Raw genomic sequence first — 14,510 nt, 5'->3', positions numbered from 1 at the left:
CTCCATACCGCCGGATCCCGGCGGGGGAGCAGGCCCACGAATCGGGCAGGACTGCACTTCTCTAACAGCCTAAGCGAGTCGACGTAGTCCGATCGGTCAGTTGGTCATGAGCGTTCGGTCGAGAGTTGGTGGGACGCACCGCCCTCGGCCTTCGCCAGCAGGTCACGGAACCGGGCCGCGCCACTCGCCGGAGAGGACCAACCGGAGGACATCTCGACGAGTCGGGTCTCCGGTCGCTCCAACCAGGACAGGATGCGCTCGGACTCTTCGGCGGTCGCCGCCGGCACCGGACCGTGCCCGCCGGACACCGTCTCGGCGGTGGCCCGGATCGTGGTCAACGTGGGACGCGGGTGCACGCCCGGCGGGGACACCCCCGCACCGGCCAGTCGGCCGTGCCGGACCAACGCCAACTCCCAGCCGCCCCGGGCGGCCGGTCGGGCCGCGGCCAGCTCGACGATCCCGGTCAGCGCGGCCAGCCGCTGCATCCGCACCGTGGCCCGTAGCACCGCGGCCAGCCGGGACCGCACCACGGCGGCCTCCTCGTAGCGCTGGTCGGCCGAGAGCACGTCGATCCGCGCGAGCAGCGCGTCCACCACCGGCTGAGGGTCGCTGGCCGTCGCGGTGCGGAAGGGCGCGGCGGCGCTGTCGTCGTACTCCTCGGGGGTGATCTTGTGTTCGCAGGGCGCCGGGCAGCGACCCAGCTCGGCCAGCGCGCAGGCCGGCGTGACGGTGCGCAGCGAGAGCCGGTGCGTGCACTGGCGCAGTGGCACCGCGTCGTGGAAACCGGCGGCGGCCAGCTCGGCGGCCCGTCGGGAGGTGAACGGCCCGAGGTACGCGGAATCGGTGGGGGAGAGGTCGCGGACGATCGACAACCGAGGGTACGGACCGTCGGTCAGCTTGAGCCAGACCATCCGTTCCGGGTATTTGGACCGGCGGTTGTACGGCGGCGCGTGCGCGGCGATCAACCGCAGCTCACGGACCTCCGCCTCCAACGAGTGGGCGCACTCCACCGCCTCGACCCGTTCGGCGGCGCCCAACATCTCCGAGATCCGGGCGCGCTTCTCGCCGGCGGTGAAGTAGCTGCGCACCCGGGTGGCGATGTCGACAGAGGTGCCCACGTAGAGCGGTCGGTCGTCGGCCGCCCGGAAGATGTAGACGCCGGGGACCTTGGGCAACCCCTCGGCCAGGTGCCGCTTGCGTCGCTGGGTCGGGGTGACCGCGCGGGCGAACTCGATGGCGTCGCCGACCGTGTCCACCCGGTGCCCGCCGAGCCGACCGATCAGCCCGTGCAGCACGTCGACGGTGGCCTTCGCGTCGTCCAACGCCCGGTGGGTGGGCTGGGTGGCGGTGCGGAAGTAGGCGGCCAGGGTGCCCAGCTTGCGGTTGGGCACCTCGTCGCGGGTCAGCACCCGGCGGGCGAGCGCCGCCGTGTCCAGGACCCGGGGGTTGGGCCAGCGGTAGCCGTGCCTGGCGCAGGCGGCCTTGAGGAAGCCCACGTCGTACGGGGCGTTGTGGGCCACCAGCACCGCGTCGTCGATGAACTCCAGGAAGCTCGGCAGCACCTGCTCGATCGGTGGCGCCGGCACCAGCATGGCCTGGGTGATGCCGGTCAGCACCGTGATGAACGGCGGAATCGGCTGGCCCGGGTTGACCAGGGTCGCCAGCACCCCCAACTGCTCGCCACCGCGCACCTTGACCGCGCCGATCTCGGTGATGCCGCCGCCGTCCGGTGCGCCGCCGGTGGTCTCCAGGTCGACCACCACGAAGGTCGTCGCGTAGAGCGGCAGCGCCGGGTCCACCCCGCTTACCGCCGGGTCGAGACCGGCCAGTGACTCCTGGACGTACTCCGCCTGTGCCATCGGCGGCACGCTAGCGCCCCGGTCCGACACTCCCGTCGCAGCCGTCCCATCCGTCACCATGGGGCTAGGATGAGAGATCGGCTCACTCACCGGGCGGTGGGCCCGGTCGCGGTGGGAGACTTGCCACATGCCCCTCACCGAGCCGTACGACGACCACCTCCCGCAGGAGGATCCGGTCGCGCTCGACGGTGCTCTGGGCAACCCGGACGACAACGTAGTCAACGGCACATTGGACGCGTCGGACCCGACAATGGTCGACGGCCCCGCCGCCGAGCCGGAGCCGACCCTGCCCGAGCCGGTCCGGCAGCGGATCGTGACGCTGACCGCCGCGGTGCTGCCCACCCTCCCCACCGACGAGGTCCCGGTGCCGTTGCGCCGGGTGGCCAAGTTCGCCCCCAACCGACGCGCCCGGCTCGGCGCGCCGGTCATCGCCGCCCAGCTCACCGCAGACCCGCTGTTCCGGCAGCGGGTCACCGCGCGGGTCCTGGCCGACGCCGGTGACCTCGGTGCGGCGGTGATCGAGGGCACCGCACCGGCCGCCGCCGACCCGGTCGAGGTGGCCGCGCTGGCCTACCTGGCCCGGCCCCGTGGCTGGCGGGAGCTGATCGACGCCAGCGGCGCGGCAGTGCGCGCCGAGGCGGACAGCGCCGTCGTCGCCGAGTTGGTCCGCGAGGCCGAGCAGCGGGCAACCCGGGCCGAGCACGACCGTGCGGTGGCCCGGGTCGAGGCCGAGAAGCTGCGCGACGAGTTGGCCCGCGTCCGGGAGGAGCTGGGTCAGCTCCGCGAGGAGTCCCGACAGGTGGCCCGCACCCTGCGCGAGACCCAGGCCCGCGAGCGCAAGGCCACCGAGCTGTTGGCCACCGAGCGCGGCCGCGCGGCCCGCGCCAGCGCCGACGTGGACGCCGAACTCCGTCGCGCCCGGGCCCGGCTGGCTGAGGCCGAGGCCTCCGCCGGGGTGGCCCGCGCCAGCGCCAAGGAGGCGCGCTCGGTCGACGACGCCCGGCTCTGGCTGCTCCTGGAGACCATCGGCCAGGCCGCCGTCGGGCTGCGCCGGGAGCTGGCGCTCGACCCGGTGGACAAACTCCCGGCCGACTTCGTCGCCGACGCGTTCGCCGAGCAGCCGGGCACCGCCCCGGCCGGCCCCGCCGCCCGCGCCCGCGACACCGACGACCCGGCCCGGCTCGACCAGTTGCTCGCCCTGCCCCGGGCGCACCTCGTGGTGGACGGCTACAACGTCACCAAGCGTGGCTTCGGCGAGATGTCCCTTGAGCAGCAGCGCAAACGCCTGATCACCGGGCTGGGCGGGATCGCCGCGCAGACCGGCGACGAGGTCACTGTGGTCTTCGACGGCGCCGAGCGGATGCACGGGCTACCGCCCGCGCCGCGCGGCGTACGGGTGCTCTTCTCCCGCAAGGGTGAGACCGCCGACGAGCTGATCCGGCGACTGGTCCGTGCCGAGCCGGCGGGCCGGCCGGTGGTCGTGGTCTCGTCGGACCGCGAGGTCGCCGACGGGGTACGCCGCCACGGCGCGTACCCGCTGGGCGCGGACTCGCTGCTGCGGCGGCTCGCCCGCTCCTGAGGGGGACACGTCCTGCTGCCGCACCGCTGCGTGGCCGCGCAGGCTGTCGCACCGGGGCGTTAGCATCGCCGCGACCGCCGAGGGACGGGAGTCGTGATGGCTCGGGATGAGGTCAAGGTCTTCGTCGACGAGGATCTGCGGGGTGCGCGTTTCGACAGATCGACGCTGGCCGGCGCGGTGATGCGCGGCGTCGACGTGAGTGGCCTGGACATCGACGCGCCGTGGTTGGCCGAGACCGCGCTGCTGGTCAACGGTGTCGATGTGGTGCCGCTCGTCGAGGCTGAACTCGACCGGCGGTTCCCCGGCCGCGATCTCAGGCGGGCCAGCGAACCCGCCGATCTGAGGGCGGGGTGGGCGGCGGCCGAGCGAGCCTGGGCGGCGGCGGTCGACCGGGTCCTCGCCATGCCCGAGGGCGCTGTCGACGTCTCGATCCACGGCGAGTGGTCGTTCGCGCAGACGATGCGTCACCTCGTGTTCGCCGCCGACGTGTGGCTGGGCAAGGCGATCCTGGGCCTGCCGCGGCCGTTCCATCCGCTCGGCCAGTCGCATGTCGAGTACGAGACCGACGGCTTCGACATGTCGGTCTTCGCCACGGAGCAGCCGACCTTCGAGGTGGTCCTCCGGGTGCGGGCCGAGCGGCAGGCGATGGTGCGCGATTTCCTCGCTACCGTCACGCCGGACGTGCTCGCCGAGTCTCGGCCGAGCGTGTGGTGGCCCGAGCACATCGTGTCCGTCCGGCACTGCCTTCACGTGATCCTCAACGAGGAGTGGCAGCACCTGCGCTTCGCCCTGCGTGACCTCGACGCGCAGCGCTGACACCTGCCCCTCACTGGCGCTCGGGCCGCTGTCCGGTGGCCGGTAGTCGCCGGGTCAGCTCGCGACGCAGTGCGTCGGTGCGCGGCTCCATCCAGGTGAGCCGGACGACCAGTTCGTAGGGACCGCGCCCGGGAGTCGACCACTGTCCGGCTCGCATGGGCGGACGAGTCTGCTGCGGGTCGCGGGTCACGACCACCAGCCGCGGATCCAGGCGTCCCCGCACCTGGGCGCTGGCCACGTTGACCCAGTCGATGCTGAGTGTGGTCCCCTTCGGTCCGCTCAGGTGCAGCGTTTCGTCGGTCAACCGCAGCGGTAGGCGCGGCTGATGACGCAGCTGCCAGTTGGTGGTCAGCCCGACGGCGGCGCCGATCATGCCGAAGCGCAGCAGCACCTTCCACCACGCCTCGTCGAACACCACCGTGTAGAAGGTGAGGAGAGCCGCGCCGACAAGCACGGCGAGAGCCATGGCGAGGCGATGTCGGCGCGGGGAGTACCGGAACTCCACGACTGACGACGCATCGAGATCGGCCACGGTCGCCCAGTGCCCGGGTGGTCGGTCGGCCAAACGATGCCCCTCCTTCGCTCGGTCGGCATGAGTTCGTCGGGTTCGTCGATGTCGAGGGCTCCCGGTCGGATGGGATACCCCGATATCGCTGATCTGGAGTGGATCTAGCCCTGAAACAGGCGGTCGAATCGGGTTGCTGTCGTACCCGGTGGTTAGTGTCGATGTCACCGACGGTGCCCGGTCGGCGACAACAGGAGTCGCCCGTGCGCCGCGAGCCGATCAGGAGGCGTGATGCTCATCGACTGCGACGGGTGCGCGAAGCGGGCCGACGGCTGTTCCGGCTGCCCGCTGACCGCCCTGTTCGACGAGACGTCCCCGGCGGCCGGGTTGGTCGCCGCCGAGGTCGAGGCCATCGAGGTGCTCGCCCGGGCCGGCTTCGACGTGGAGGTGCTGACCGCGCCCGCGCGCCCGGAGGTCGCTCCCCGCCGCTCCGCCCGCCGGGTGGCCTGAGCCTTACACCGCGCCCGGAAGCAGGCTTCTCGCGGGCCATAGGATGAGCGGTCACGGCGGGAGGAGCGGCGCGATGAGCGAGGTACGGCGGGACGACGGCGGGCTCACCGGTGGCGCTGCGTCCGGTGGCGCTGCGTCCGGTGGCGCTGCGTCCGGTGGCGCTGCGTCCGGTGGCGGCGATCCGGCCTACCGGGCGGTGACGCGGTGACCCCGCGGGGTTGGGCGCTGCTGACCCTGGCCGGGCTGGCCCTCGTGCTGGTCGTGCTGGCCGCGTTGCTTATCCCGTGGCACCGCCCGCCGGCACCCCGGGCCGACCAGCTCGCCGCGCTGGGCGACCTGCCGGCCGAGCAGGTGGCCAAGGGGCGGGAGTTCCGGGCCGCGCTGCGTCCCGGTGGCTACACCGCGCTCGCCGTCGGGCTGCTGATCGCCCTCGCGCTCGGGTTGACCCCGCTGGGCAGTCGCCTGGTCGAGCTGGTCGGCAGGCCGTTCGGTGGGCACTGGGCAGCGCAGGCCGTGCTCGGCGGGCTGGCGGTGGTGCTCGTCGCCGACCTGGTGACGCTCCCGTTCGCCGCCTGGCGGCAGAGCGTGCTCACCCGCTACGGGTTGAGCACCAACGGCTGGAGCGGCTGGGCTGTCGACCTGCTCAAGTCGTACGCCGTCAGCGCGGTGATCGGCGCGGTGGCGCTGTTCGGCTTCTACGCGGTCATCCGGCTCGCGCCCCGCTGGTGGTGGGCGTTCGGTGCGGCCGGTGCCGCCGTGCTCGTGGTGCTGCTGTCGTTCGTGCTGCCGGTGCTGGTGGAGCCGGTGTTCAACCGGTTCACCCCGATGGAGCAGGGTCCGTTGCGCACCGAGCTGATGAGCATGGCCGCCCGCGACGGGGTGCCGGTGCGTGACGTGCTGGTCGCCGATGCCTCCCGGCGCACCAGGGCGGTCAACGCCTACGTCTCCGGTCTCGGGCCGACCCGACGGGTGGTCGTCTACGACACGCTGCTGCGCGAGGCGACCCCGGCCGAGGTGACCGCCGTCGTGGCGCACGAATTGGGGCACGCGAAGGACTCCGACGTGGCGGCCGGCACGCTGACCGGGGCGCTGGGTGCCGCGGCCGCCGTGGTGGCGCTCTACCTGCTCGGCTCGTGGGGGCCACTGCTACGGCTGGCCGGTGTCGACTCGGTGGCCCAACCGCGCGCGTTCCCGCTGCTGGTCGCTCTGGTCACGGTGGCCGGGCTGGTTGCCGCTCCGGTGCAGGCGCTGATGTCCCGACGGGTGGAGGCGCGGGCCGATGCGCACGCGCTCGCGCTCACCAACGACCCGGAGTCCTTCGAGTCGATGCAGCGCCGGCTCGGCTCGGTCAACCTCGGTGACCCCGACCCGCCCCGCTGGGAATACCTCTACTCGGCCTCACACCCGTCCACAGTGGAGCGGATGGCCGCCGCCCGCGCGTACGCCCGGGAGGCCGGCCGATGAACCGCACCCTGCTGATCACCAATGACTTTCCGCCCCGCCCGGGTGGGATCCAGTCGTTCGTGCACAACCTCGCGGTCCGTCAACCGGCCGGCTCGGTGGTCGTCTACGCGTCGAGCTGGCGCGGGGCCGCGAAGTTCGACGCCGACCAGCCGTACGAGGTGATCCGGGAGCGCACGCGGGTGTTGTTGCCCACCCCGTTGATCGCCCGCAGGGCGGCCCGGTTGGCTCGCGCGTACGACTGCGACACGGTGTGGTTCGGCGCGGCGGCCCCGTTGGGCCTGCTCGCGGCCGGCCTGCGGCGGCGGGCCGGCATCCGTCGGGTGGTGGCGCAGACCCATGGCCACGAGGTCGGTTGGGCGGCTGTGCCGGCCGCCCGGCCGGCGCTGCGGCGCATCGGTCGGGGTGTGGACGTGACCACCTATCTGGGCGAGTACACCCGCAGCCGGTTGGCCCGGGTGCTGGACGGGGTGACCGAGCTGCGCCGCCTCGCGCCCGGGGTCGACGTGGACACCTACCACCCGAGCGTGGACGGTGAGCAGGTCCGGGCCCGGCTCGGTTTGACCGACCGGCCGGTGGTCGTCTGTGTGTCCCGGCTGGTGCCGCGCAAGGGTCAGGACACCCTGATCCGGGCCCTGCCGGAGATCCGCCGCCGGGTGCCCGACGCGGCGCTGCTGATCGTCGGTGGCGGGCCGTACCGGGCGACCCTGGAGAAGCTGGCCCGCCAGGCCGGTGTGGAACGGGATGTGGTGTTCACCGGCACTGTGCCGTCGGTCGAGTTGCCGGCGCACTACGCGGCCGGTGACGTCTACGCGATGCCGTGCCGCACCCGCAACCGTGGCCTCGACGTCGAAGGGCTGGGCATCGTCTACCTGGAGGCATCAGCGACCGGCCTACCGGTGGTGGCCGGTGACTCCGGGGGAGCGCCGGACGCCGTCCGGGAGGGGGAGACCGGCTACGTCGTGGGCGGCCGGGACGTCGCCCAGCTCGCCGACCGGGTCGCCCGGCTGCTTGCCGACCGGGACCTGGCCCGTCAGCTGGGCGCGGCCGGCCGGGCCTGGGTGGAACGGGAGTGGCGCTGGGAGGCGCAGGCGGACCGCATGGCGGCACTGCTCGCCGGCTGAACGCCGCCCGCGTTCAGCTCTCCCGGGCGGGCGCGTAGTGCGGCACGTACTCCTGGCCGGTGAGCTGCTGGATCGCCGCCATCACCTCGTCGGTGACCGTCCGGATGTCCCGCGGCCCGTTGATCCGCTCCGCGACCGGGATCGGCGGGCCGAACCGCAGGGTGATCGGGTGGCGGCGGGGCAGCCGCGCGTCGACCGGCAGCACCTCCGCGGTGCCGAGCACGCCGACCGGGATGATCGGCACCCCGGCGTCGCGGGCCAGCCGGGTCATCCCGACCCGGCCCCGGTAGAGCCGCCCGTCCGGGGAGCGGGTGCCCTCCGGGTAGACGGCGACCAGGCCGCCGGAGCGGAGTACCGGGACGGCGGCGTCGAGGGCGCGCAGGGCGGCCCGGCCGTCGGCGCGGTCGACCGGGATGGCGCCCATGCCGGCGACGATCCGCCGGTTGAGCCAGCCGCCCGGACCCCGGCCGTTGAAGTACTCGACCTTCGCCCAGAAGGTGACGTGTCGGGGCGTCGAACAGACGAGGAACAATTCGTCGGCGACGGACAGGTGGTTGCCGGCGAGGATCGCGCCGCCGTCTCGGGGCAGGTGCTCCAGCCCTTCCACCCGCGGCTGCCAGCCAAATCGCAGCGCGGTGCCGACGGTCAGCTTGGTGACGTCGTACAGCAGGGGCACGTGTCCTCCGGGTCGTTTTTCAGGCGGGCGTCGGGCCGAGGTGCGCGTTCAACGCGGCGTGCAGCAGGGCGTCGTCGTTGGTGGCGCCGGTGGCCAGCGGCAGGCTGCCCCAGGCCCAGAGTTGGGCGATGCCGTGCAGGTTCGCCCAGAGCGCGCCGGCTAGCACCGCCGCGGGCGCGTCGGTGGGCCGGCGTGACTGCGCCACCAGGTCGGCCAGCATGGCGAACAACGGCAGGCTCGTCTCGCGCAGCCGAAGTCGGCCACTGTCCAGCAGGTCGTGGCGGAACATCAGCTCGAACATGCCGCGGTGGGCCGCCGCGAAGTCCAGGTACGTCCGGGCCAGCGCGGTCAATCGGGTACGGGGGTCCGGATCGACGTCGCGCAGCGTTCGCTCGATCTGGGCGGTGAGGTCGGCGAAGCCCTCCCGGGCGATGGCGGAGAGCAGGTCGACGTGGGTGGGGAAGTAGCGGCGCGGTGCGCCGTGGGAGACCCCGGCGCGCCGGGCGATCTCCCGCAGTGACACCGCCGACTGGCCCTCGCGCAGCACAAGGTCCACCCCGACGGCCACCAGTCGAGCCCGCAGCCCTGTCTCGTCCGCGTCCATAGACACTGTCTACCAGCCACCGTAGACGCTGTCTACCTCGGGGTGCGAGGTCGCCCTGCCGTGCCTTGCTGGGATCAGAGTGATGTCTGTGAGTCATCACGATGACTCACAGACATCACACTCAACGCAGTATCCGGGCCAGCTCTGTCTTCCGCGTCGTCCGCTCGACCCCCGGCCACGGTTGCTCCCCTGCGGGTTTCGTGAAGCGCTCGACTGGTGAGCCGCAGTGTGGGAAGTAGGCGGGAACGGATGGGGGGTGGGGGTCGAGGGTCAGCGGATGCGGGCCAAAATGCGATCAGCGGGGGCCGGGCGGCCGAAGTGCCAGCCCTGGGCCGCGTCGCAGCCGATCGCGCGTAGCCGCTCGGCCTGCCCGGCGGTCTCCACCCCCTCGGCGGTGACGGTCAGGTCCAGCGCGTGCGCCAGCGAGACCAGGGAGGCGAGGATCCGCTCGTCGGTGCGGCCGACGGAGGGCGACCGCAGGCCGGCCACGAACTCCCCGGCCACCTTCAACTCGGTCACCGGCAGGTCCCGCAGGTAGGCCAGGTTGCTGTAGCCGGTGCCGAAGTCGTCGATGGCGATGCGCACCCCGAGGTCGGCAAGGACCCGCAGGGCGCGGACGGGCTCCTCGGCGGTGCTCATCATCGTGCTCTCGGTGATCTCCAGTTGGAGCCGCTCCGGTGGCAGGCCGGTCTGCCGCAGCAGCGCCCGGACCTCCTGCACCAACCCGGGCCGGTGCACCTGGCGTACCGCCAGGTTGACGCTGACGAAGGGCGCGGCGGCGCCCCCGGCCGACCACGCCTCGGCCTCGCGGCACGCCTCGGCCAACACCCAACCGCCCAGCTGGACGATCAGGCCGGTCTCCTCGGCCAACCCGATGAAGCTGTCCGGGCGCAGCACCCCCAACTCGGGGTGCCGCCAGCGGACCAGCGCCTCCACGCCGACCAGGCTGCCGTCGCGCAGTGAGGTCAGCGGCTGGTAGTCGAGGTAGAACTCGCCCCGCTCCAACGCCGCCGGGATCGCCGCGGAGAGCGCGTAGCGGGCCAGTTCACGCTGGTTGCGCTCGGCGTCGTAGAGCGCCCAGCGGGCCCCACCGGCGGACTTCGCCCAGTGCAGGGTGCTGCCGGCGGCCCGCATCAGGTCCGTGGGGTTGGCCCCGGCGACCTGGCGCTCGACGATGCCGATGCTCGCGGAGATCTGCAACTCGTGCCCGTCGACCAGGGCCGGTGTGCCTACCGCAGCGAGCGCGGTCTCGGCCACCGCCACCATGTCGTCGGTGCCGGCGGTGTGTTCCACCAGGATGACGAACTCGTCGCCGCCGAGCCGGGCCACCAGGTGCTCACCCATGGCCTTGCGCAGCCGCTCGGCCACCGTGGCCAGCAGCAGGTCACCGATCTGGTGCCCCAGCGTGTCGTTGACCACCTTGAAGCGGTCCAGATCCAGGAAGCACACCCCGACCCGCTGCGCGCCCCGGCCCGGTTCGTTGAGCGCGGCGGCGAGCCGTTCGGTGAACAGCGTCCGGTTGGGCAGGCCGGTCAGCGGGTCGTGGGTGGCCTGATGCCGGAAACGGGCCTCGCTGGCCCGCAGCGCCCGCTCGGCCTGGGTGCGAGCCCGCATGGCGGCGCGGCGGATCGACTCCTGCTCGTCGAGCGTCCGGTCGCGCAGCGCGCGGGCGTAGCCGGTTGCCACGGCCGCCAACAGCCGGGCCATCCGGTCCTCGACGTCCTCGGCCACCAGGCCCAGGTCGCGCACCAGGCGGAGCTGGATGACCTCGACGGTACGACCCAGCCCCTCGGCGGAAGCGATGTGCGCGGCGACCAACTCGGCGCCGACCCGGTGCCCGGCACGCAGGTCGAACGGCTCGGTGAGCAACGCGCCGGCCAGTTGCCCGGTGAGCCGGTCCAGCAGGGACTCCAACTGGGCCTGGGTCATCGGTAGGTAGCTGGTGCCGGAGACCGCCTTCGCCCAGGCCCGGGCGAAGGTCCCCGGGCGGGAGGTCGCCCCGGGCGACTCAGTCACCGAGGCGCCCGACGCCGCCCATGAAGACCGCGCGCTCGGCGTCCTCCGCGCTCTCCGGGGTGTCCGGTCGCCACTGGGGCACCCAGACCACGCCGGGGTCGAGCAGCTCGAAGCCGTCGAAGAGCGCGGTCAGCTCGGCGCGGCTGCGTACCGACAGCGGGTTGTCGGTACGCCGGTAGACCCGCTCCGCCTCGGCGCGTTCGTCCTCGCTGCGCCCGTCGTCGCTGGCCTGCGACAGCACCAGGTAGCTGCCGGGCGCCAACGCGTCGCGCAGCGTCCGCAGCAGCTCCGCCGGCCGGTCGTCGTCGGGGACGAAGTGCAGGACGGCCACGATCATCACGGCCACCGGTTGGCTCAGGTCGAGCAGCTTGTGGACGTCCGGATGGGCCAGGATCGCCTCCGGGTTGCGCAGGTCCTCCTGCACGACTGCGGCCTGCTCGTTGCCGGCGAGGATCTCGCGGCTGTGCGCCACCGCCACCGGGTCGACGTCCACATAGACCACGCGCGACCGCGGGTCGAGCTGCTGGGCGATCTCGTGCACGTTGCCGACCGTCGGGATGCCCGAACCGATGTCCAGGAACTGCCGGATGCCGGCGTCGGCGAGGTGGTGCACGGCGCGGCGCAGGAACGCCCGGTTGGCCTGGGCCATCAATGGTGCCTCGGGCACCGCGGCGACCATGGCCTGCGCCGCGGCCCGGTCGGCGGCGAAGTTGTGCGAGCCGCCGAGGTAGTAGTCGTACATCCGCGCGACGCTCGGGCGCTCGATGTCGATGGTGTCGGGTGCCCAGTCCGGCCGCTGCATGCGTTTCACCCCTCGAATCCGCGACGCGAGCATCAGCGCCCGCGCGGGTATTGTGCACCCGCCACGCACGCCAGACCATAGCGCGCCGAAGGTTGCCCGCCGACGTCGGTCGATGCGCGACGGTCCGCGCCGGCAGAAGCTGGCGCGGACCGTCGGTCGCGTCATCCCGCTCGACGAGCGGGAGGCAGGTCAGAACTTCGGCGCGTCCGGTGCCTCGAGCAGGCCCAGCCGCAACGCGGTCATCAGGGCCTGAGCCCGGTTGGCCGCGCCGAGCTTCTCGTAGAGCTTCGAGATGTGCGTCTTCGCCGTGGACTCGCTGACGAACAGCTGCTTGGCGATGCCCGCCACGCTCATGCCGTCCGCGAGTAGCCGCAGCACCTGCCCCTCCCGGGGAGACAGCTGCGGGCCGGACGGGGCGAGCCGGCGCTTCATCGCCTCGGCCAGGTCGGCCGCGGTGAACGCGCTGGGGGAGGAGGCGGCGTGCCGTGCGGCAGCCACCACCTCGTCGGCCGGGGCGGTCTTCGGCACGAAGGCGCTCGCGCCGGCCTCCAGGGCGCCGAAGAGCTGGTCGTCGCCGGCATACATGGTCAGGACCACGATGCCCATCGACGCGCTGGACTTACGCAGTGCGCGGGTGGCCTCCAGGCCGCTGCCGTCGGGCAGCCGCAGATCCATGATCACCACGTCCGGCTGCAAGGCGCCGGCCTGGCGTACTCCCTCCGCCGCCGTGGCCGCCTCACCGACGACCTCGAACTGGCGGTCGCGCTCGAAGGCGTGCCGCAAACCCTTGCGAATCAGGTCATGATCGTCGACAAGGAGGACCTTGGTACGGGTGGCCGGTATCGGACTTGTGGTCATCCTCGGGTTACTCCCCTTCTGGTGCTGCGCTGCCGCGCACGTTATCGCGCCGGGCTGAGGTGCCGAGAACCACCGCCACGGTCGTGCCGCTGGGTTGCCGCGGCCTGATCTCCAACCGGCCCCGGATACGTTCCGCCCTCTCGGCCATGATCGCAAGACCGTACCGTCCGTCCGGGCGCTGGTCAGCCATCCCCTGACCGTCATCCGACACTTCTATTTGCGCGTACGGGGGGTCGATCTCGCACGTGACCCACAAATTCGACGCCCCGGCGTGCTTGCGCGCGTTGGTCACCGCCTCCTGCGCGATGCGCAGCAACTCGGCTTCGGTGGCGGCCGGCAGCCGGGCGGTGGACTCGTCCAGCGAGAGGTGCACCCGCAGCCCGCCGGACGCGCCAACGGTGCGCGCGTACTCGGCGATCGCCGCGGCCAACCCACCCTGCCGGTCCACCTCGCTGCGCAGCTCGAAGAGGCTCAGCCGCAGCTCCTGGATCACCCGGGTGACCTCGCCGCGCAGCGTACGCAGGGCCTCGGCGGTCTCGTCGGCGTCGTCGAAGACGGTGGCCAGGGCGTTGTCGATGCCGTAGCCGACCATCACCAGTTCCTGGGCCACCCCGTCGTGGATCTCCCGGGCCAGCCGCTGCCGCTCCTCGTTGGTGGCCAGCGAGCGCACCTCGTCGAAGAGCAGTGCCGCCTCCAGCCGCAGCGCGGCCGGGCGGGTCAGCGCGGTCACCCGGGACACCACCGGCGGTGGGTACGCCTGCGTGGCGTCGGCCTCCAGCACCACGAGCCCCACCGTCCGGACCCCGGCGACCAGCGGGACGATCAGCGCGGACACGTCGCCGCCGCGGTGCGAGCGGGACTGTGACCGGGCGGCAGTGGTGGCCTGCTGGGTGGCCCAGGCGTCGGCGATCGCCGAGTCCGCGTCCAGCGTCGTCTCCCAGTCCACCCGGTCGACGCCGGCCTGGGCCAGCACCACGAGGCGACCGCCGCCGCTGGCCGACAACACCGCGCCCCGGTCCGCGCGGGCCACCGTCCGCAGCTCCTCCAGCAGGTGCTCGGAGATGCCGCCGGGGTCCAGGGTCGCTCCGGGCAGCTGCCGGGCCACCGTCCGCAGTTGGGTCAGCAGCCTGGTCGCCTCGGCGTACGGCTGGGGTTTGCCCTCACCGCGCACCGCCATCACCCGGTGCAGAGTGCCGGCGGCGTAGAGCCCCAACGCCGCCAGGATCAGCCACTGCGCGCAGACCGCGAGGTAACCCGGCTGGCCGAGCTGAAGATCACCGTCGACCCGGGTCAGCGCGCCGCTGAGCAGCAGGGTGGCAGCGGTGACCACGAGCAGCGCGGCACCCTCCGGGAAGCGGCGGCGCAGCGCGGTGACGGTCACCGGGACCGCCAGGTACGGCAGCACCGCCGAGGCGCCCAGGCCGTCGACGGTGCCACCGATGGACGCCACCGCGGCGACGTGGCTCGCGGCCAGCCCCAGCACCACCACCTCGGCCACCCGGCTCAGCGGGCCGACCAGCCGGTGCTGCGGTGCCAGCAGCGACGGCAGCCCGGCCACCGCCAGCAGCGCGATCCACCACAGCTGGGTGACGTCGCGGGTGGCGAACAGGGTCAGGATGGCGACCAGGGCCAGCATCACCACGCGGGCGGCCGCGGCGAGGGGATGCGGGTGCGGGGCGGTGGCTGTGGATGCGGGCACG

General features: G+C 73.1%; 14 protein-coding genes. 6 read left to right on the top strand and 8 right to left on the bottom strand.

The features are described from left to right. Positions 1-104: 104 nt before the first annotated feature. Positions 105-1,859, bottom strand: a complete 1,755-nt coding sequence (locus ACFYPG_RS28160) for a DEDD exonuclease domain-containing protein (protein WP_387354383.1) — start codon at positions 1,857-1,859, stop codon at positions 105-107. A gap of 127 nt (positions 1,860-1,986) precedes the next feature. Between ACFYPG_RS28160 and ACFYPG_RS28155 the strand changes: the two genes are divergently transcribed. Continuing rightward, positions 1,987-3,438: an NYN domain-containing protein gene (locus ACFYPG_RS28155; protein WP_387354382.1), complete on the top strand. Its 1,452-nt coding sequence runs from the start codon at positions 1,987-1,989 to the stop codon at positions 3,436-3,438. Between the two features lie 96 nt (positions 3,439-3,534). Continuing rightward, positions 3,535-4,254: a DinB family protein gene (locus tag ACFYPG_RS28150; protein ID WP_387354381.1), complete on the top strand. Its 720-nt coding sequence runs from the start codon at positions 3,535-3,537 to the stop codon at positions 4,252-4,254. A 10-nt stretch (positions 4,255-4,264) separates the two neighbouring features. On the opposite strand, the gene ACFYPG_RS28145 is transcribed toward ACFYPG_RS28150, so the two are convergent. Next, positions 4,265-4,786: a hypothetical protein gene (locus ACFYPG_RS28145; protein ID WP_387354380.1), complete on the bottom strand. Its 522-nt coding sequence runs from the start codon at positions 4,784-4,786 to the stop codon at positions 4,265-4,267. Positions 4,787-5,050: 264 nt separating this feature from the next. Between ACFYPG_RS28145 and ACFYPG_RS28140 the strand changes: the two genes are divergently transcribed. From ACFYPG_RS28140 to ACFYPG_RS28125, 4 genes are all read left to right on the top strand, one after another. Next, a complete protein-coding gene (locus ACFYPG_RS28140; protein ID WP_387354379.1) occupies positions 5,051-5,269 on the top strand; it encodes a hypothetical protein in 219 nt (72 codons plus the stop codon). Positions 5,270-5,342: 73 nt separating this feature from the next. Beyond that, a complete protein-coding gene (locus ACFYPG_RS28135; protein WP_387354378.1) occupies positions 5,343-5,477 on the top strand; it encodes a hypothetical protein in 135 nt (44 codons plus the stop codon). Then, positions 5,474-6,733 carry a M48 family metalloprotease gene (locus ACFYPG_RS28130; RefSeq protein WP_387354377.1) on the top strand — a complete coding sequence of 420 codons (1,260 nt, stop codon included), beginning with the start codon at positions 5,474-5,476 and terminating at the stop codon, positions 6,731-6,733. The genes ACFYPG_RS28135 and ACFYPG_RS28130 overlap by 4 nt, the downstream gene beginning before the upstream one ends. Next, on the top strand, positions 6,730-7,854 hold the full coding sequence (locus tag ACFYPG_RS28125) for a glycosyltransferase family 4 protein (RefSeq protein ID WP_387354376.1): 1,125 nt from the start codon (positions 6,730-6,732) through the stop codon (positions 7,852-7,854). The genes ACFYPG_RS28130 and ACFYPG_RS28125 overlap by 4 nt, the downstream gene beginning before the upstream one ends. A gap of 13 nt (positions 7,855-7,867) precedes the next feature. On the opposite strand, the gene ACFYPG_RS28120 is transcribed toward ACFYPG_RS28125, so the two are convergent. The 6 genes from ACFYPG_RS28120 to ACFYPG_RS28095 form a co-directional block, all read right to left on the bottom strand. Further along, positions 7,868-8,530 carry a lysophospholipid acyltransferase family protein gene (locus ACFYPG_RS28120; RefSeq protein WP_355007729.1) on the bottom strand — a complete coding sequence of 221 codons (663 nt, stop codon included), beginning with the start codon at positions 8,528-8,530 and terminating at the stop codon, positions 7,868-7,870. Positions 8,531-8,549: 19 nt separating this feature from the next. Continuing rightward, on the bottom strand, positions 8,550-9,134 hold the full coding sequence (locus ACFYPG_RS28115) for a TetR/AcrR family transcriptional regulator (protein WP_387354375.1): 585 nt from the start codon (positions 9,132-9,134) through the stop codon (positions 8,550-8,552). A 270-nt stretch (positions 9,135-9,404) separates the two neighbouring features. Then, positions 9,405-11,063 (bottom strand): bifunctional diguanylate cyclase/phosphodiesterase, encoded by a 1,659-nt coding sequence (locus ACFYPG_RS28110; RefSeq protein WP_355007807.1) that lies wholly within the window; start codon positions 11,061-11,063, stop codon positions 9,405-9,407. A 79-nt stretch (positions 11,064-11,142) separates the two neighbouring features. Further along, the gene (locus tag ACFYPG_RS28105; RefSeq protein WP_357229564.1) at positions 11,143-11,952 is read right to left on the bottom strand and encodes an SAM-dependent methyltransferase; all 810 of its coding nucleotides are present in this window, start codon (positions 11,950-11,952) and stop codon (positions 11,143-11,145) included. A 189-nt stretch (positions 11,953-12,141) separates the two neighbouring features. Further along, a complete protein-coding gene (locus tag ACFYPG_RS28100; protein WP_030337723.1) occupies positions 12,142-12,810 on the bottom strand; it encodes a response regulator transcription factor in 669 nt (222 codons plus the stop codon). Between the two features lie 7 nt (positions 12,811-12,817). Next, on the bottom strand, positions 12,818-14,509 hold the full coding sequence (locus ACFYPG_RS28095) for a GAF domain-containing sensor histidine kinase (protein WP_387354374.1): 1,692 nt from the start codon (positions 14,507-14,509) through the stop codon (positions 12,818-12,820). Between the last annotated feature and the right edge of the window lies 1 nt (position 14,510).

Source organism: Micromonospora sp. NPDC005553 (assembly GCF_042871765.1).
Lineage (GTDB): Bacteria > Actinomycetota > Actinomycetes > Mycobacteriales > Micromonosporaceae > Micromonospora.
Note: the sequence above shows the minus strand (reverse complement) of the source record. Positions and strands in the feature narration are given on the sequence as shown.